Origin of the sequence: Prochlorococcus sp. MIT 0604 (assembly GCF_000757845.1) — a bacterium.
Classification (GTDB): domain Bacteria; phylum Cyanobacteriota; class Cyanobacteriia; order PCC-6307; family Cyanobiaceae; genus Prochlorococcus_A.
On sequence record NZ_CP007753.1, the window covers coordinates 1,571,214 to 1,588,425 of the forward strand.

Consider the following 17,212-nt stretch of genomic DNA (forward strand, 5'->3'; position numbering starts at 1 on the left):
AGAGAGAACCACTACAATATCTACAATTTAAGTCTTTATAACGCCTCCTAGCACCAAATAATCACGGAGAGGGAGGTATTCAGACTGAATCTTAAAAGGACTGTATGACACGGATTGGGACATAGCATTTGTGTTTTTGGATTTTCCCAACAACAATCCCAACAACACATAAAATGTCCCGAAATTATGACCTCCTGATTCCGTCAGATCCATTCCAGCACTTGACATTTGGACAAGTTTCGTCTATAATTAGAAGACAACAGAATAACACCGCATCCGATAAGGATCTCTCTTTTAGACAGACATTCCCGCCCTGTCTCCGCCTGACTAACAAGTTAAAAAATCGTCAATATTTTTACTTTTTAAAATTCATCATGGAATCACTTCGTCTGTTCACGCAGAAAGAGGTTTGTTCGCTATTTCAAATTTCAAAAACGAAATTATACAGAGATATAGCATCAGGTCTTTTTCCTAAACCAATCACTATTGGCAAAACATCTGTTCGCTGGAGATATATCGACTTAAAAACTTTAATTGAGGGAGGAAAATAAGATGCTTAAAAGCAAAGATATTAAATCGTTAGTTCCTACCACTAAAACCTATAACAAAAGTTGTGGTACTGGTAATGGATTGATTATTGAAGTTTCATCTATCAAACAAGGCGGTACAAAATGCTTTGTTGGAAGAACCAGATTCAGAAAAAAACAGACAACTGTTTATATTGGATCTTTTGGAAATGGATTTGGAAAATTTTCAACTGTACCTGAAGCAAATAGAGAGTGGGAGAAAAGATTAATTTGGTCATCCCAAATGGGAAAGAGTCCAAAGGATTATGGAAAAAAAGTAATCTCACAAACAAAAACTTTGAAGCACGCTATTAATGGATTCTTAAAACAGAAATCCCATGAAATAAAGCAAACTTCACTTAAGGAGTATGAAAACAAATTCAATAATCAAATACTTTCAAAGATTGATGGGGACATACCTTTAAAGGATCTGGAGTGGGATGGAGAATTAGGCAGACAAGAAATAATGAGAGTTGTAGAGGAAATTAAGGATGCTGGAAAAGGGAATAATGTAGATCTTTCTAGAAGATGCCAAGACATATTAAAAGGAGCATTTAATTTTGCGATTGCTCAAGGTTGGATGAGCAGAGGACAAAATCCAGCAACTAGACCAGAAGGAGAGAAGAATCATCATAAACAGAGTCATCACAAGACAATATCCTTTGATGATGTTCCAAAATTTCTCAAAGAAGTAAATCTAAACCGACATAATGCTCATCCAATTTCTGTTTTATCTACAAAGTTTTTACTATTAACTTTCCTTCGTGCTGGTGCTAGTACCAGATTGGAATGGAGTTGGATCAAAAAAATTAATGGAATCAGATGTATTGAGGTTGAAGGGAATACATCAGGTTTGAAGAGAAAAAAGGGAGTGAACGACCACATTCCTCACTATGTCCCATTAACTGAAAATTTGGACAAACTATTAAGTCAAATTGCTGAATACAGCATGGGCGAAAAATATATTTTCACTCCAATTCGACAAAGTAGATTTTCACATCTTGATCCAAGCACTCCCAACAACTATTTAAGAAACATTGGATATCAAAATGTTTTAGTTGCTCATGGTTGGAGATCCACCGCACTCACAGTAGGTCAAGAAATACTTGGAGAAGATTCAGAAATCATCCAAAGACAGATGGGTCATTTATTAGGAGACAAAGTAAGAAAAGCGTATGACAAATCAATCATGCTTGAAAGAAGAAAGAAATTTCTTGAAAACTGGGGAAATCTATTGATACAAAATGGATTAAAAATTTAGTGTATAATTTCAAAAATTTTCAGGGATATGGATTGGTCTTGGTTAGAAAAACTCAATAGCAGAAATATTCCTGAAAAAGTTTTGGGTAAGTATGAAGATAGTGGAATTGAATATGGGGAAAGTTCTTGGTTATGGGATACGGAAGTAATAATTGGGAAAAAAGTATTAGCGAAGTTTCCAGAAGATGAACAAATAAAGTGGCATAGAAATCATGTAATGATGCCAAATTTATTTGATGAAGAATGGTTTTGGTATAAGGGGATGAAAGAAAAAATTGAAAAGGGGAATTGGGATGGAGATCCTATGTTTTTTAATGTTGAGGAACTAAATTGGTTTTTTGGAAAACCACCCTCAAATCAACCTATTTACATAAGAGGATTTAAGAATTTTACTTTTTTTGATTACAAGAATTTTTATGAATTAGCAATCAAAAATAAGAAAAAACCACTTCAACACCTTCAAGTAAAAATTAACCAAAAAGAACTTCTAAAAAATAAAAGAGGAGATTTATTAGATTCGTATGCTTATAGAGAAGAAGATAAGGAAAAGGTAGTTGCTCGTGCAGAAACTTTATTAAGTGAAAACTATAAAGTCATATATTCTGTTCCTGATGAAAAAAATAGAGAGTTTAAAACTATTGCAGATGATGAGAAAGAAGCAAATGAACAATTTGAGGCATTTATTTGGAATGAACTTTGGTTAAACGAAGAGAGATGTGATGAAGATACTATTGACCCAACAGTAAAAGATTGGAAAGTAGTTTCAATAGAAAAAATTAAATAAATTAAGCAACTTCAGTACAACTATTTTCAATATGCAAATTGATGATTTTTGTACATTTTCCTGTAATCATCATGCAATCTTTCTGTTGCTAGTCTTCTTTTTTTCATTGCGTCTCTAATCAAATCCATTTCATTGAATTTTCGATTGAGAATAGTGAAAGGAGTAATGAGTTTCATAAGACCTCCTATATCTACACTTATATTGTCCTCCTTTTTACTTGAAATTCATAGGGTATTTCTACCCGAGTATTAGTGCTTTGTGGTTGTCACGACTATCTTTTGCCATTAATTAGGAGTAGAAATAATTCAGGAGTCAAAGCACTTCCCCGACTTTGTAGACAAGGAAGTGAATAAGACTAGAAGAGGATGAACCAATCATCTCCGATCTGGTAGCAAAATTTTCAGTACTTTTGAAGATAAAATTGTTTGAAATCTAATTCTGCACATTTTAAAAGATATACTTAAGAAATTGGCGTATCATTAAAGATGTCTTTGAAAGCAACTTTCTGAATATAATGAATCATCCTCATAAGTAATGCAATTCTCATTAGAGATTCAAAAAGTATCAACTAATCATTTATAGTTTAAATTGCTGAAATTTTTAACTACTTTAAGCATAATAATATTCAGGATATACATTTAATGAAAAAAAACTTAAATGAAAGAGGACAATAAAGGGATATTGCATATGTTTCCTGAAAACTTTAAAAAGATTTTTTTTAAAAATTTTTTATTAAATCCTTGGATTTTAACACCGATGATTTTTGGAATGTATCTTTTTCCTGAACAATTTAAGGAACTTCTCCAAGGAAATTTAGAACTTTCACGAACTGCATTAACTATTTACGATTTTTGTTTAATATCAGGTTCAATATCAAAAAAACTATTCATTTTTAGTTTTGTAGAAACTTTTATTTATAAGTTAAAACTGAAAAATATAGAACATGAACTGAAAAATATCTTAATTATCTTCTGGGAAAAAGATAATGAAGAAATAACTCTTCCTGAAATCAAAAGCGTGCAATTATTGCAAGATCGAAAATACTTAATAAGAGTTCTTCCCGTTTGGAATCCCACATACAAATTAAACAAAAATATAAAAACAATAATGCTCAACAATTTATCCTTACTAGATCCATCTCGGAGACAACAGATTAAAATATATAAATCCTTTAAACCAGAAGAAAAGGATTGGATTAGTAAAAGTATAAAGAATGCAGATTTGGGTGAATTTAATACTAAATCTCCTTTTTTTAAAAAATGTTTTGAATCGGAAATTATGTATGGCATTCCCAAACCTTATATTCATCATTTGGGTTTTAGAAAATGGTTCATAAAAATGCTTTATAAAGAAGGTTTAATTGAATAGTTTTAAGTGACATATACTACGTTTAATTTCCATAAAAAAGACTGCCTATCATTAGGGTTATCAACGGTTTTAATTAATCTGCAAAATATACGATTAAAAAATATCCCGCTTATTTTTCTATTTTTCCATTAAGTTATTGCTTCTTTTTCCTAGTAGCAAAGCGAAATTTTTTGGATGCCAACTTTTCTCCCGAAAAAAGTAGTTTAGATGCAGAGCAAAAAGTTTTAGTTGTTGAAACTGCTTTTAGAGAGCGTTCAAAAACAAATAATGAACTGATAACAGACTAATAAAAAGTATTGAAAGTAGGATTTCAAAATGGCACGATTTATTTTTTGATTAAAGATTTAAGCAAATTGATGGTTTTTATTCATTTTTCTATAATCTTCGTGCAATCTTTCTGTTGCTAATTTTCTGTTCTTCATTGCCTCTCTAATCAAATCCATTTCATGAAAGTTTTGATTGAGGATAGTGAAAGGAGAAAAGAGTTTCAAAAGACCTCCTGTATCTACATCTATATTATCCTCCTCTTTTTATTGGATTCATAGTTCGGATATAGGAACTAAAAGGGTTCAATAATTCGTAATTATTGACACCCCATATCCTGGTATGTAAATACTGGGTTCTTAAGGTGTCATAATATGGTGTCAAAATGCTATGATACGGATATAAGAAACACCCCAGAAAATGAACACAATTTACGGATATTGGAGATGCTCAACTGATGCTCAAGATCAGGAGAGACAGATCAGATCATTAACTGAAGCAGGGTGCGAACAGATCGTAGGAGATTTCATTACAGGTACATCAAATTATGGAGATAGAAAAGAATTATCCAAATTATTAGATGAAATCCAAGAAGGAGATCTTTTAATTCTTGATGAATTAAGCAGATTAGGAAGAACTATGGTCACTATGTTGGTAGAAGTGAACAAGTTATTAGAAAAGGGAGTAAAGATAAGAACTTTAGATGGCAGATTAGATACGACTACTATGAATAAAGAGATTATTAATTTAATAGTTGGAGTTATGGGTTACTCTGCTGAAATGGAATTGAATAATATTAGAAGAAGAACATCTGAAGGAAGAGCAGTTGCTATTTCAAGAGGCGTGAAGATGGGTAGAAAGAGAAGTTTTAGTCAACATCAAATGGAGGAAATTAAAAGCATGAGACAGGCACAGAGAGGGTATGGGTCAATCGCAAAATCATTAGGCATGAGCAAATCAACAGTCGCAAGATTCTGTGTCAGTTCAGGGATTTAATTATGAAAGAAGAGATAGATTGGAAAAAAGAAATCCTTGAAAGTGGGCATTTCAATAATAAATTTGAAAGAAATCTCCTAGAAAATGGAGCAAAGAATTTCATGCAGGGAATCTATCTTGGGTATATGTATTCCAGATACAGAAAGATAAGAGGTTTAGACAAAGATGATCCAAAAGAAAATACAGGACAGATGCAATCATCATTAAAAGAGTTCTGGGAGAAAATCAAATGAAGATAATTGCAAAAGTCCGATATGTAGATTTTCAAAAAAGATCTCATACAGTTGAAGTTGAGAGTGATACTGCTGACAGAAGACACCTAGAAGACCTAGTTAAGGCAAGATATCCAGCAGATAAAGTTTATTTTCAGTCAGTCAGGCAAAAATAAATGGATAAACCCAACACTTGGTTAATTAGTGTATTTGCTGTTGTTCTTATTTGTTTTTCCCTTTTTGCATATCTAAATGCACAAGCGAACCAATCCTTACTCCGACCTAGTATTGAGGATTTGGACTATAAAGCATTCTTACTCCGACCAAAACCTAGTATTGAGGATTTGGAATATAAAGCATTAGATAAGAAAAGGGCAAATGCTGAATATGCAGCGAATAGGGATTTTACTGACTATGAAAAATTTGGAAGTATTCTTTTTTGTAATTCTTCATTCAATAGTCGGATTGAAGCAGCAACCTATTCGGCAGAAATGGAATTATATATTTCTGGAAAAGAAGCAGATTTATCAAAATGGGATTCTGCTATCAAAGATTATGAAAACGAAAAATCAAAATGTAAAGACGTTTATCCTTTAGTAAAGCAGCAATAATTTTCAAGCAAAGAAAGCATCCAATTTCACAGGAGTTTCTTCTTCGACTTTCCTTCTTTGCATAATATTTGGTTCAAGAATTTCAATTATTCTTCTTGCCTTATTACCAGAAACAACAAAAGATGCTTTTGATTCTATACCTTGATTCCCTTGAATCGTAATTGTGAAAGTGTTTCTCATGGTTTTTTAAATAATTTAGGATTTGCGATATTGTGACCCTTCCCAGTAGTTCCAGAATGAAACCTTTCCATCTGATATTTGTTGAAAAGATCTTGATTTAGCATTGCAAGAAAGTTTGGGAATGATCGACTTGTCTGACACTCATTAGTTTTATGCCTATGACATTTGAATACCCAACTAAAACTTTCTTTTTGAGGAAGTAAGTAAGCACATCTCTTATTTCTGGAAGATTCCTTGTCGCACATCATTGAACAAAAAGGACATGGGAACTCATATCCAATTAATCCGTTAATAGTTACTTCTCTAACTGACTGATTCGGAAAAATTGCAACATGATGCTTCAGTACCATTTGAAGGTACTTCTCTGTTATGGTCATATATTTTAAAAAGTATATCTTTATAGATATGTGTATATATTGTATATTAATTTTTTATATTTTTCAATCTTAAAAATATAGAGAAGTATCACGCAGTATTGTCTGGTATCACTTGTTTCTTAATGTTAAAGAATGGAAACAAATACACCTAATTAATGTAAGTCTAATGTGTTTTCTGTATATATAACTATGTTATATCTGCAAAGGCATCTTATATAAAAATCCAAAAATACAAACCAAAAAGTTGTTCCGAAGGACAAAGGCATTTAAAGAGTTTTAAAAAAAAATTAAATAATTTCTCATTAAATTGGATTTTTTCACTGTGATTGGGTTGATAATTAAAATAAAAACTTTTGTTTTTTATAGGTTAGGGGTCGCTAATATAAAAAATATAGTCAGAGTAAAAGAATTATTTTATGGAACCTTTTGATAAATTTTTAGGACCTCTATTAACCTGGTTGAAAACGAATTTTGACCTTTGGGAGTCGTTCAAAAAAAACCCTGCAAAATCATTCGTGATTTTTTTTATATTATTAGTTAATTGGAATATTATTACATCTCAAAAAACCATTGAAGAAATAAAATATTTGATCGTACAGAGTTTAATTTTTATTGGGTTTATTTTTAGTTTTTCACAAATGATAAAAAAATTTTATTTTGATAGAAAGAACTTAAAAAACCTAGAATCTAAACAAAAAGATCTTCTAATTGAATTCTATGAGAGCGGAAAGGATTTTATAAAATTTAAAAGAGAACCCTATGTGAGACAGTTAGAACAGAAAAATTACTTAATAAGAGATTCTAAAAATTTTTATAGATTAAACGGTAATATAATGAGACTTCTAAAGGACAATCCATCACTGCTAGATCCGTCTGACAAAGAACAAATTTACGAAAAACTTACAGCAGACGAGAAAAACTTGGCAATGAGTTTTATAAAAGATCTACAACATATGAATAGATTGGTTGAGGAAGTTACCGCTGCAAAAATACGAATACGCGAGAAAGAAAAGAATGAGGATATTTTTTGGAAAGATAAACTTCTTAATAAATTAAGAGATTACAAAATTGTTTTTAATAATAAATATTTTTATGAAGATTCCACCACTGATTACCCTTTGAGGCAATGGTTCAAAACTTTAATTGAAAAAGAATATGAAGGGAAAGACTTTGGTGAATTTATAGTAATTTAATATTTATTGATAGGATTTCAAGAAAACTAGATGTTATTGTATTCAATTTGTTTAAATTTAATTTATATTTAATGACAAATAACTCCATTAAAATAAAAACTACATAAATCCTATTTCTCAACACATAAAAGTTCATACAACTCTAGTTAATAAAAATATAGGGTTAATTTAATTTATTAAATGCATAGTGAAAATATTTATAATAAGAGTGCATCTACCTTCTTAAGTTAAAAGAAAATAAGAAGACAAAATAAAAATTGATGACGGTTTTAAAATATCATCTCGAATGGCAATTAAACCTATTAACCCTTATGTACTAAAAATAGAATCAATAGCGGAAATTAAAGAAGATAATGTATATAAATTACACTTTGAAAAATTTTTAAGATCAAGATATCCAGAAGATATATCTATCTTAAATCAATAATGAGGGATTACTTCGATGGCAAAATTTGATCAAATTTCGTGAATTCCAATCATATTGAATCCATTCAAAAAAATATGTTTTGATATCGCAATATATGTATAAGTCAAATACATAACTTGTATAGATACCTTTGTATCGGTTGAAAGATTACTATAGGCAAAAACAGAAATAAAAAAACAAAAAGTTGTTCCGAAGGAAGTTTGTCCGAAGGACAAAGGGTTAAGACACATTAAAAAGCATCAAAAAAATATAGTTGTGCGTTCTATAGAAGGCAAGTTAAGCGTGCAAATTATGGAAGGCAGCAGATTGAACATAAAACCCGACTAAATATTTACTACACATAAACCACACAGCGAAAATGCAAGCATTAAAGATTAAACAGAACAGATTTCAAATGTCATACAAGAAAGATGAAGTTCCAAAATTTGAAAAAATAGAGAATTTCCTAATGGAAGATCTAGGGGTATATACAAGAGCAGATGTATATAAAAGGTGTACGAATATGATCTACAACTTACGCAAAAAAGATGAATTAGAAGGAGTATAAAAATGTATTACGGACAAAGGACTTTCCAAGATTTAAGAAACATGAATCCACTTATTGGAAAGACATTTTATGAAGAGGGAGAAGGGCAATTTGAAGGCATGATTAGAACCTACTATATGGTGTGGAATGCTTTTGCAAATCGAATATCACCACAAGTGTCAAACTGGCATCATGGAACGCCTCCTGAAGGTGCTGAACCCTATCATCCGAAGATTATGCAAGCAGTAACAACTGCTCAACCTCTGCATAAGGGAGAGTTTTACTAATGCAACCCAAACTGACCCCTATCCGAGTGCAAATGCTGAAAGATATTTCTAAATTTGCAAAAATGGATCTTCAAAATACTATGAACCGACTTCTAGAAGTTGTTTATATGGATGAGAAGTTGAAGAAGCAGATTTTCAAGAAGTAGGAGGGGCGTTCGTTCGTGAGAATCTGCACCTTGATATAAAAATGCCTAACTTCCCTAGTCTACAAAGTGTTACGACAGGCAGATCTACACTCCACGATTCAAAAAAAATTTTCGCCCATGAAAATTTCCTCTCAAGGTCGAATAAATAATTAAGGAGAAATCGGACAATTCTCCATTTAGGGATAACAATTTTCGACTCAATTTTTGCAGGGATTGGGTCTTTTTTTATGCCAAAAAATATCTTTATATTTAAGCAATTACTAAATGAAATTTAGTGATTACTAATTAACAAATAGTGATTACTAAATGAGAAATAACGATTTTCCCTACAACATATCATTATCCCAACAACATAATCCTTCTAAAGTATTACTATTACTGAATTATTACCAACAACAAAGATTTGTTTCCCAACAACAATACCAACAACACAGAGAAAAAATATATGGCACAATATGGGTATCCAAGACACTATGCTTTGTCGATTTTCATGTGATACAAAGCGATTTGGGACTGTATATTACTTCTTGAAACCGAATAATCACGGAGAGGGAGGGATTCGAACCCTCGACAAAAGTTACCTCCTGTAACTCCTTAGCAGGGAGCCGCTTTCAACCACTCAGCCACCTCTCCAGTTCTTATACATTATCAATTTTTATGCAAACATTCAAAATTTTTTATTTAATCGAAATGTCTAATCAACTTGAACTTTCGGTAATCTATTTTTAAAAGAACAAAGAATTTCCCAAGGAATAGTATTAGATTCTCTTGCCCAATCAAGAGGAGAAATTGTTTTATCTCCATCAGATCCTAGTAATACCATTGTACTGCCAACTTTAATTTCATTCGAATCTGTTATGTCTATCATCATTTGATCCATAGTTATAGATCCAACTTGGGGATAAAATTTATTATTATGGATAACGTTTATCTTGCCTGAAAGATTTCTTGGTACACCATCTGCATAACCAATACTTAATACAGCTAATTTAGTTTTTCTATGACTTACAAATTTCCCTCCGTAACTTACACTTACACCTTTATCAATAGTTCTTATAAAAGCTACTTTAACCTTCAAAGATAAAGCTGGTTTAAGCAATAAATTTTTATTTGATTTTGATAAAGGTTTATATCCATACATAGATAATCCAACACGTACCATATGAAAATGGAAATTTTTATCAAGAAGCATTGCCGCTGAATTAGCCAAATGAATCTTGATATTTTTATTTCTATCAAAATTAATTTGCTTTAATAATTCCTGAAACTTCTTCCTTTGTAGTTGTGTAATACTTTTTGGATCTAATGAGTTGAGTTCATCTGCAGAGGATAAATGACTATATATTCCTTTTATTAAAATGTTTTCAAAAGATCTTATTTTTTCAAATTGCTGAACAAATTTATCGTATTCAAATCCTAATCTTGACATTCCGGTATCAACTTTAAGGTGTAAAGGAAATTTCGATCCAAAGTGCTTACCAATATTATTGCAAATTAAACATTCTCTTATACTACTGATAGTTGGCATAAGATCATTTTTAAAACATATAATAAGATCCCTTTTCGTATAAAGATTTCCGAGGATAAGTATTGGTTTTTTAACTCCAGAAGAACGGATCTTAATGCCTTCATTTAATGTGGCAACACCTAATTGAGATGCTCCACCTTTGATAGCATACTGTGATACTAATTCCGCATCATGTCCATATCCATCTGCTTTAACGACTGCCATAAATTGACAATTTTTACTTAATTTTGATCTTAACTGCCTAACGTTTGTTTCTATTGCTTTACCTTTAACTTCAATCCATGCTCTTTGTTTAAAATCTATATCTTTTTCAAAATTTGGAAATTTGTCAAATTTAAATACCTGATTTGTTTGCCTATTTTGCATTAACTTTGCACAAATATATGCGCTTATTGAAATATACAGTTAGCATGACATGTAAATTGTATTTTGGCATGGGCCAGACTCTAGTTTTAAATGCATCTTATGAACCTTTAAACATCACTTCCTGGCGAAGAGCAGTAATTTTGATGATTAAAGGTAAAGCAGAAAGCTTAGAGGAAGATAAGACATATTCTATTCATAGTGGGAAAAAGTTGCCCACAGTTATAAGACTTCGTTACTACGTCAAAGTTCCTTTTAGAGAGGTTTCTTTAACAAGAAAAAATATTCTTCTGAGGGATAATAATTCTTGCCAATACTGTAACTATAGGGGTAGTGACCTATCAATAGATCATGTTTTACCGAGAAGCAGAGGTGGAACAGATAACTGGGAAAATGTTACTACAGCATGTCTAAGATGTAATGTACAAAAAGGTAATCGAACCCCAGAAGAGGCGAATATGCCCTTAAAACGTGGGCCTTATCGTCCATTAAGTAATCTAAATTTTGAAGCTACAAGACAAATCGACTCTGGCAAGCATAAAGAATGGAGTAAATACGTAATAGGGGTTGCTATCTAATAAAAAAATCTTAATTTACTTCTTTATTAAAATCTTCCATCATTCTTTTTTGTTCTTGAGCTATGCATGCATTAATCACTTCTTCTAATTGACCAGCAAGAATTGGCTCAAGAGAAAAATTGGAACCTAATCTATGATCAGTTGTCCTGTTATCTTTAAAATTATAAGTTCTGATTTTTTCACTTCTATCGCCTGTTCCAACCTGGGAAAGCCTTTGTGATCTCTCTTTTGCATTGGCTTCTTTTAATTGAATTTCATACAATTTAGCTCTTAAAATTTCCATTGCTCGTTCGCGATTTTGCAATTGTGATCTCTCTTGAGTACAAAAAACTCTTATTCCTGTTGGCTTGTGGAGAAGATCAATAGCTGTCTCTACCTTATTAACATTTTGTCCCCCTGCACCTCCTGATCTTGCTGTGCCAACCTCTAGATCAGTTGGATCAATCTTAACTTCAACAGGATCAGCCTCAGGCATGACAGCCACTGTGGCAGTAGAGGTGTGAACTCTTCCTTGCGATTCAGTAGCTGGAACCCTTTGGACTCTATGGACACCAGCCTCAAATTTAAGTTGACTATATACAGAATCTCCCTTAACGGATATAACTAACTCCTTGAATCCTCCCATATCTGACTCGGAAGCACTAACAGGTTTTACAGACCATCCAATTTTTTGTCCATATCTTTCATACATTCTTGCCAAATCACCCGCCCAGATACAAGCCTCGTTACCTCCTGCACCGGCTCTGATTTCTAACATTACACTTCTCTCATCTCTTGGATCTTTTGGTAATAAGGCGATGGTGGTTTTTTGAATCAGTTCATTCTTATATTCCTCTAGAATTATTAACTCCTCATTAATCAAAGATTCCATTTCTTTATCATTTCTATTCTCTCTAAGTAGATTTTTTGAATCTTCAATTTCTTTATCAGTATCAAGCAACTTATTAAAATCAATCACCAAAGGTTCCAATTTTGACCTTTCTCTTGCTATAGATTCTAATTTTTTTGGATCATTAGCTATATCAGGATCTGCAAGTTGCACTTCCAAATTTTCAAAACTTTCTGAAGCAGTTTTCAACCTTGCAATTAATGTTGAGTATTCCAATTGAAATTGTGCTTAATTTTGAAAATTCTATTTTTTAGAATCTTTTTCTTCTTTTTGATCTTTTGATGTGGCTGAATTAGCTGAACCCATTCCATATTTTTTCATAAACCTATCAACCCTTCCTTCTGTATCAAGAATCTTTTGAGTTCCGGTGAAGAATGGATGATTTCCACTCCAAACATCAACATGTAATTCAGGCTGCGTGGAGCCAGTAGTCATCACAACTTCTCCATTACAAATAACTTTTGCATCTGGATACCATTTTGGGTGTATTTCTGATTTTGGCATAATTGAAATTACTTTAGCGTTTAGAGAATTGAGGAGCTTTTCTTGCTTTTTTAAGACCATATTTTCTTCTTTCTTTAGCTCTAGGATCTCTACTGAGATGGCCTTCAGTTTTTAGAGGTTTCCTATTATCAGGAGATAATTCGCAAAGTGCTCGAGCTGCACCTTGCTTTATAGCATCTGCTTGACCAGTCAATCCACCACCAAAAACATTTACCAAAATATCATAAGAATTTTCAAGGCCTAATGTTTGCAAAGGCGCTTTTATTGAATTTAAGTGCAGAGGATTAAAGTTTAAGTAATCATCTCCGGCACGACCATTAATTTTTATTAATCCATTTCCTGGAATCAAGCGAACTCTAGCAACTGAAGTTTTTCTTCTTCCAGTTCCCCAATAGACAGCTTTGTTTTTTATTTGACTATTCATTTTGATAAATTAACTATTTAATAATACAGGATTCTGAGCAGCATGAGGATGATCAGCACCTTTATAAACTTTTAGTTTTTTAAATTGCTGTCTTCCTAAAGAGTTATGAGGCAGCATGCCCTTAACAGCTTGCTCGATGATTCTTTCAGGAATTCTTTCTTGTAAAGACTCAAATTTTTCAATTTTCATTCCTCCTGGTCTTCCAGAATGTCTCCTGTACAATTTTTGTGATGCTTTTTTACCTGTTACATCAACTTTCTCGGCATTTACTACAATGACAAAATCTCCAGTATCTAGATGAGGTGTAAATGTCGGTTTATTCTTACCTCTCAATACAGTTGCAATTTCTGTAGCAAGTCTACCAAGCGTCTTATCCTTTGCGTCAACTAAAAACCAATTTCTTTCAATTGTTTCTAAAGATGGAGTAATTGTTTTATTCATTTACCAAATTTCTGCAAATAAATTTAAATTAGTCTTAAATTCTACCTTATTGAAGGAATATTAAACAACAGTTTTGAATGATTTATACAAAAAATTCTCTTAATTAAACCTTACTTAAGAAAAACCCTTAATTAAAAATAAAGGGAAAAAATCATTGTTATTAATCTTTTTAAAAACATTTTCTTCATAAACAGCATTTACAAAACATAACCCCTTAGCTGGAGCAGATTCTTTAACATCATTTTTCTTTTTGTTAACCCATCTATCTGTAAAAATTTCTGGCGATATTTTTTTTTCTCCAACTAAAACTAGTTGTCCAATAATTAAACGCACCATTCCATATAAAAAACCAGAAGCTTTAATATCAACAAAAATCAAATCTTCTACTCTTTTGATATCAATATTTTTTATTTTAGTAATAGAGTTTGTTCTATTACTACCACTTTTCTGAAAAGCAAAAAAATCATGTTCTCCTTCCATTGTCTTGGATGCATTTAACATTAAAACTTCATCTAATACTTTTTGATATCTATGCCATGACCAATTATTGATGAACAAATTAGGGAATATACTATTGTTAATGACATATCGATAATGTCTATACATTGCTGAATAGCATGCATGCCAACTATCTTTAACCTCTACTGATTCCAAGATCCTAATTGTTGAGGGTAAAATACTATTTAAGACATCAGAATAACTATTTCCTGGAATAATACAATCAACATCAAAGTGTACTACTTGACCTGATGCATGAACCCCAGCATCAGTCCTCCCTGCTGCAAAAGTCTTTACTTTGTGATTTGTAATCTTTAAAAGAGCTGTATCTAAAATTTCTTGAACAGTAGTTGCATTTTTTTGTTTTTGCCAACCTGAATAATTAGATCCATCATATTGGACTAATAAAGCTACCCTTTTCAAAAGTTATTGTTTAGTAACAGCCCCTGTATTATCCAACTTAAACAAGCTCGATTATGGCCATCTGAGCGTTATCACCTTTTCTAGATACAGTTCTGACTATGCGTGTATAACCACCATTTCTGTCCCCATATCTTTCCTTTGCTTTTTCAAATAATGAATGAACTAATTTTTTATCATAAATATATCCAATAGCCCTTCTCCTAGAAGCCAAACTCCCATCTTTAGCGAGTGAAATCATTCTTTCAGCTTCATTTCTTAAAGCTTTAGCACGAGCTTTTGTTGTAGTTACTCTACCTTCCCTAATTAATTGTGTAGTTAAACCTCTAAGAAGTGCTTTCCTCTGGTCAGCAGGTTTACTTAATAATGGAATTCTAAGTTGGTGTCTCATAATCTTTAAAATTGTTAAACAGATGTTCTGCTTTGTGGGATAGAAATGCCGATTCGCTCTAGAGCCTCAATAACCTCATCTGCAGATTTAGAGCCAAAGTTCTTAATTTCAAGAAGATCTTCATAACTGAAGCCCATTAAATCCGAAACTGAGTTAACTTGCGCCCTTTTCAAACAATTATATGCTCTAACGGACAAGTTTAGTTCCTCTAGAGGAATTTGAGCTTCAGGAGATGGTTCAGGTTCTTCAGGAATTTCCTCAACCATTGTGACAGTAGCGAGGGGTTGGAAGAGTTCTATTAATTGATTTGCAGCTTCAGCAATAGCATCATCAGGACTTGTTGAGCCATCTGTCACTACTTCCATTTTTAATCTTTCTCTTCCTGTTGCACCTTCTGCTACAGCAGTTTCATCAATTGTAAAATTCACTCTCTTAACTGGCATAAATACAGCATCTATTTGAAGTAAGTCAATAGCTGTTGTCTCTTCGCTCTTACGGTCAACGGGTCTATATCCAACACCTCTTTCAACGTGGATTTCCAACTCTAAGTTATGACCCTCCTGAATAGTCGCAATCGGTTTTTCTCCATCCACAATTTCAACTTGAGAGGAGAATTGAATGTCATTCGCCTTCACCTCCATTGGACCGCTTGCTACTAATCTACCGATTTCGAGCTCTGGATTAGAACTATTTATTGATAGTTGCTTACAATTGAGAAGGATATCTAAAACGTCTTCTCTAACTCCAGGAATAGTGGCATATTCATGATTAATTCCTGCTATTCTTACTGCAGTAACCGCACTCCCTTCAAGTCCTCCCATAAGGACTCTTCTAAGAGAATTACCCAAAGTTGTAGCTTGTCCCCTTTCTAGAGGGCCAATTAAAAAAGTTCCTGTTTGGGAGCGATCATCTGCTATTTGATGGTCGATTCTGTCAATCTGGTATTGCAACACGGAAAATAATGAGGTTAAAAGTTTTTTTGGGGGGTTGAGAATGGTTAAAACCTAAACGCGTCTCCGTTTAGGTCTTCTACATCCATTATGAGGTAATGGAGTTACATCTCTTATTAGAGTTATTTCTAATCCGGCCACTTGTAAAGCTCTTATGGCCGTTTCCCTACCTGCGCCAGGTCCTCTAACTAGTACTTCTATTTGTCTCATACCTTGATCAAGTGCTCTTCTCGCTGCAGCTTCAGCAGCCGTTTGAGCTGCAAATGGCGTACCTTTGCGAGCACCTTTAAATCCACTTGCGCCTGCAGAAGACCAAGAAATTACATGACCAGAGGTGTCAGTAATTGAGACGATAGTATTATTAAATGTACTTTGAATATGTACCACACCATTAGGTACATTACGTTTAGATTTCTTTGAACCTGTTTTTTTTACTGTGGCTGCCATGATTTTTAAATTTAATACTTCAATTTGTAAATAGATTTAGTTAATTATTTTTTTCTTCCAGCAACTGTTTTTCTAGATCCTCGTCTTGTTCTCGCATTCGTTCTAGTTCTTTGTCCTCTTACTGGAAGACTCATTCTATGTCGTCTTCCTCTTACACACCCTATATCTTGTAGACGTTTTAAAGCCATTCCCTCTTTTCTTCTCAAATCTCCTTCTAAAGTGAATTCCTCTGTGGCACCTCTAAGTTTTTGCACATCAGAATCTGAAAGGTCTTTGACACGAGTATCTGGGTTTACACCCGTATTAGCAAGAATTAGCTTCGATCTCGTTAAACCAATTCCATAGACGTATGTAAGTGCAATTTCAACTCGCTTTTCGCGAGGTATGTCAATTCCTGCAATCCTGGCCACGTTTTTTGAATAAGTAAAAGTTTGAATTTAAGGGTTGAAATTTAACCCTGACGCTGTTTATTGCGAGGTCTTTTCTTGTTAATAACATAGATTTTACCTCTTCTCCTCACGATCTGATCGTCAGGACTAATTTTTTTGACTGAAGATCTGACCTTCATAGGGGTTTAACAAA

Annotated in this window: 28 protein-coding genes and 1 tRNA gene; 13 read left to right on the top strand and 16 right to left on the bottom strand. The window is 32.7% G+C overall.

The window, feature by feature from the left end; all coding sequences use genetic code 11:
• Positions 1 to 374: 374 nt before the first annotated feature.
• Genes EW14_RS10505 through EW14_RS08655 form a run of 3 tightly spaced genes read left to right on the top strand, consistent with a single transcriptional unit; the run spans position 375 to position 2,610 of the window.
• A complete protein-coding gene (locus EW14_RS10505) occupies positions 375 to 551 on the top strand; it encodes an AlpA family transcriptional regulator (RefSeq protein ID WP_071840812.1) in 177 nt (58 codons plus the stop codon).
• Position 552: 1 nt separating this feature from the next.
• Positions 553 to 1,827 (top strand): hypothetical protein, encoded by a 1,275-nt coding sequence (locus EW14_RS08650; protein WP_042851065.1) that lies wholly within the window; start codon positions 553 to 555, stop codon positions 1,825 to 1,827.
• Positions 1,828 to 1,854: 27 nt separating this feature from the next.
• Positions 1,855 to 2,610: a hypothetical protein gene (locus tag EW14_RS08655; RefSeq protein ID WP_042851066.1), complete on the top strand. Its 756-nt coding sequence runs from the start codon at positions 1,855 to 1,857 to the stop codon at positions 2,608 to 2,610.
• Positions 2,611 to 2,636: 26 nt separating this feature from the next.
• On the opposite strand, the gene EW14_RS10510 is transcribed toward EW14_RS08655, so the two are convergent.
• Positions 2,637 to 2,786, bottom strand: a complete 150-nt coding sequence (locus EW14_RS10510; protein ID WP_197049586.1) for a hypothetical protein — start codon at positions 2,784 to 2,786, stop codon at positions 2,637 to 2,639.
• 481 nt (positions 2,787 to 3,267) lie between these two features.
• Between EW14_RS10510 and EW14_RS08660 the strand changes: the two genes are divergently transcribed.
• A complete protein-coding gene (locus EW14_RS08660; protein WP_042851067.1) occupies positions 3,268 to 3,978 on the top strand; it encodes a hypothetical protein in 711 nt (236 codons plus the stop codon).
• Between the two features lie 344 nt (positions 3,979 to 4,322).
• Here the strand turns inward: EW14_RS08660 and EW14_RS10515 are convergent, their stop codons facing one another.
• Positions 4,323 to 4,469 carry a hypothetical protein gene (locus tag EW14_RS10515; RefSeq protein WP_197049587.1) on the bottom strand — a complete coding sequence of 49 codons (147 nt, stop codon included), beginning with the start codon at positions 4,467 to 4,469 and terminating at the stop codon, positions 4,323 to 4,325.
• A gap of 193 nt (positions 4,470 to 4,662) precedes the next feature.
• Between EW14_RS10515 and EW14_RS08665 the strand changes: the two genes are divergently transcribed.
• From EW14_RS08665 to EW14_RS08675, 4 genes are read left to right on the top strand one after another with little or no spacing between them, the layout of a single operon-like run.
• Entirely contained in the window at positions 4,663 to 5,238 is a 576-nt protein-coding gene (locus EW14_RS08665) for a recombinase family protein (RefSeq protein ID WP_052044758.1), read from the top strand.
• Between the two features lie 2 nt (positions 5,239 to 5,240).
• Positions 5,241 to 5,471, top strand: coding sequence for a hypothetical protein (locus EW14_RS08670; protein WP_042851069.1), 231 nt, complete (start codon positions 5,241 to 5,243; stop codon positions 5,469 to 5,471).
• Positions 5,468 to 5,626, top strand: a complete 159-nt coding sequence (locus tag EW14_RS10520) for a hypothetical protein (RefSeq protein ID WP_197049588.1) — start codon at positions 5,468 to 5,470, stop codon at positions 5,624 to 5,626. The genes EW14_RS08670 and EW14_RS10520 overlap by 4 nt, the downstream gene beginning before the upstream one ends.
• Complete coding sequence (locus tag EW14_RS08675; RefSeq protein ID WP_042851070.1) at positions 5,627 to 6,061, top strand: hypothetical protein; 435 nt, start codon at positions 5,627 to 5,629, stop codon at positions 6,059 to 6,061.
• A 3-nt stretch (positions 6,062 to 6,064) separates the two neighbouring features.
• Here EW14_RS08675 and EW14_RS10135 read toward each other — a convergent pair whose 3' ends face one another.
• Entirely contained in the window at positions 6,065 to 6,241 is a 177-nt protein-coding gene (locus tag EW14_RS10135; protein ID WP_156095686.1) for a hypothetical protein, read from the bottom strand.
• Positions 6,238 to 6,591, bottom strand: coding sequence for a hypothetical protein (locus EW14_RS08680; protein ID WP_197049589.1), 354 nt, complete (start codon positions 6,589 to 6,591; stop codon positions 6,238 to 6,240). The genes EW14_RS10135 and EW14_RS08680 overlap by 4 nt, the downstream gene beginning before the upstream one ends.
• 665 nt (positions 6,592 to 7,256) lie before the next feature.
• Here EW14_RS08680 and EW14_RS08685 point away from each other — a divergent pair.
• From EW14_RS08685 to EW14_RS08695, 4 genes are all read left to right on the top strand, one after another.
• Positions 7,257 to 7,811, top strand: a complete 555-nt coding sequence (locus EW14_RS08685) for a hypothetical protein (protein WP_156095687.1) — start codon at positions 7,257 to 7,259, stop codon at positions 7,809 to 7,811.
• 286 nt (positions 7,812 to 8,097) lie between these two features.
• Entirely contained in the window at positions 8,098 to 8,238 is a 141-nt protein-coding gene (locus EW14_RS10140; RefSeq protein ID WP_156095688.1) for a hypothetical protein, read from the top strand.
• 394 nt (positions 8,239 to 8,632) lie between these two features.
• On the top strand, positions 8,633 to 8,785 hold the full coding sequence (locus EW14_RS08690; protein ID WP_156095689.1) for a hypothetical protein: 153 nt from the start codon (positions 8,633 to 8,635) through the stop codon (positions 8,783 to 8,785).
• A 2-nt stretch (positions 8,786 to 8,787) separates the two neighbouring features.
• On the top strand, positions 8,788 to 9,051 hold the full coding sequence (locus EW14_RS08695; protein ID WP_042851074.1) for a hypothetical protein: 264 nt from the start codon (positions 8,788 to 8,790) through the stop codon (positions 9,049 to 9,051).
• Between the two features lie 690 nt (positions 9,052 to 9,741).
• Here the strand turns inward: EW14_RS08695 and EW14_RS08700 are convergent.
• Positions 9,742 to 9,830 (bottom strand) — tRNA-Ser (locus EW14_RS08700).
• 61 nt (positions 9,831 to 9,891) lie between these two features.
• Positions 9,892 to 11,091, bottom strand: coding sequence for an alanine racemase (gene alr, locus EW14_RS08705; protein WP_042851075.1), 1,200 nt, complete (start codon positions 11,089 to 11,091; stop codon positions 9,892 to 9,894).
• A gap of 17 nt (positions 11,092 to 11,108) precedes the next feature.
• Between alr and EW14_RS08710 the strand changes: the two genes are divergently transcribed.
• Entirely contained in the window at positions 11,109 to 11,666 is a 558-nt protein-coding gene (locus tag EW14_RS08710; protein ID WP_042851076.1) for an HNH endonuclease, read from the top strand.
• 10 nt (positions 11,667 to 11,676) lie between these two features.
• Here the strand turns inward: EW14_RS08710 and prfA are convergent, their stop codons facing one another.
• The 10 genes from prfA to rpmJ all read right to left on the bottom strand — a co-directional run bounded on the left by prfA (position 11,677) and on the right by rpmJ (position 17,198).
• Positions 11,677 to 12,771 carry a peptide chain release factor 1 gene (gene prfA, locus EW14_RS08715; RefSeq protein WP_042851077.1) on the bottom strand — a complete coding sequence of 365 codons (1,095 nt, stop codon included), beginning with the start codon at positions 12,769 to 12,771 and terminating at the stop codon, positions 11,677 to 11,679.
• Between the two features lie 27 nt (positions 12,772 to 12,798).
• Complete coding sequence (rpmE, locus tag EW14_RS08720) at positions 12,799 to 13,059, bottom strand: 50S ribosomal protein L31 (protein ID WP_025895047.1); 261 nt, start codon at positions 13,057 to 13,059, stop codon at positions 12,799 to 12,801.
• A 13-nt stretch (positions 13,060 to 13,072) separates the two neighbouring features.
• Entirely contained in the window at positions 13,073 to 13,483 is a 411-nt protein-coding gene (gene rpsI, locus EW14_RS09945) for a 30S ribosomal protein S9 (RefSeq protein ID WP_025938698.1), read from the bottom strand.
• 9 nt (positions 13,484 to 13,492) lie between these two features.
• The gene (gene rplM / locus EW14_RS09950; protein WP_042851078.1) at positions 13,493 to 13,924 is read right to left on the bottom strand and encodes a 50S ribosomal protein L13; all 432 of its coding nucleotides are present in this window, start codon (positions 13,922 to 13,924) and stop codon (positions 13,493 to 13,495) included.
• Positions 13,925 to 14,038: 114 nt separating this feature from the next.
• A complete protein-coding gene (gene truA / locus EW14_RS08735; RefSeq protein ID WP_042851079.1) occupies positions 14,039 to 14,845 on the bottom strand; it encodes a tRNA pseudouridine(38-40) synthase TruA in 807 nt (268 codons plus the stop codon).
• A gap of 37 nt (positions 14,846 to 14,882) precedes the next feature.
• Entirely contained in the window at positions 14,883 to 15,233 is a 351-nt protein-coding gene (rplQ, locus tag EW14_RS08740) for a 50S ribosomal protein L17 (protein ID WP_025938701.1), read from the bottom strand.
• Between the two features lie 14 nt (positions 15,234 to 15,247).
• Complete coding sequence (locus tag EW14_RS08745; RefSeq protein WP_041484570.1) at positions 15,248 to 16,186, bottom strand: DNA-directed RNA polymerase subunit alpha; 939 nt, start codon at positions 16,184 to 16,186, stop codon at positions 15,248 to 15,250.
• A gap of 51 nt (positions 16,187 to 16,237) precedes the next feature.
• Positions 16,238 to 16,630, bottom strand: coding sequence for a 30S ribosomal protein S11 (gene rpsK, locus EW14_RS08750; RefSeq protein ID WP_002805825.1), 393 nt, complete (start codon positions 16,628 to 16,630; stop codon positions 16,238 to 16,240).
• Between the two features lie 44 nt (positions 16,631 to 16,674).
• The gene (gene rpsM, locus EW14_RS08755) at positions 16,675 to 17,040 is read right to left on the bottom strand and encodes a 30S ribosomal protein S13 (RefSeq protein WP_002807728.1); all 366 of its coding nucleotides are present in this window, start codon (positions 17,038 to 17,040) and stop codon (positions 16,675 to 16,677) included.
• A 41-nt stretch (positions 17,041 to 17,081) separates the two neighbouring features.
• Complete coding sequence (gene rpmJ / locus EW14_RS09915; protein WP_011377173.1) at positions 17,082 to 17,198, bottom strand: 50S ribosomal protein L36; 117 nt, start codon at positions 17,196 to 17,198, stop codon at positions 17,082 to 17,084.
• Between the last annotated feature and the right edge of the window lie 14 nt (positions 17,199 to 17,212).